The following is a 258-nucleotide window of genomic DNA, read 5'->3' as shown; positions in this document are numbered from 1 at the left end:
AGATAAAATCTCTTGCTCCGTCCCGCATGCGTAATAGGCAGAACAGCTTAATTCTTGTCCGGATAAGCTGAAAATTGTCTTCTGTCTCTCAACGCCCACCAGAACGCTTCTGGTGTTGTAAGGTTAAGCCTCACGGGTCATTAGTACCGGTTAGCTCAACGCATCACTGCGCTTACACACCCGGCCTATCAACGTCGTAGTCTTCAACGTCCCTTCAGGACCCTTAAAGGGTCAGGGAAGATTCATCTCGAGGCAAGT

1 rRNA gene is annotated in these 258 nt (G+C 49.2%); it reads right to left on the bottom strand.

Annotated elements, in window-relative coordinates:
- Positions 1–119: 119 nt before the first annotated feature.
- Positions 120–258, bottom strand: a 23S ribosomal RNA gene (locus A1830_RS20105); the annotation flags it as partial.

Source organism: Erwinia sp. ErVv1, from assembly GCF_900068895.1.
Classification (GTDB): Bacteria; Pseudomonadota; Gammaproteobacteria; order Enterobacterales; family Enterobacteriaceae; genus Erwinia.
The sequence above is the reverse complement of the archived record's forward strand: the minus strand, read 5'-3'. Positions and strand labels throughout refer to the sequence as shown.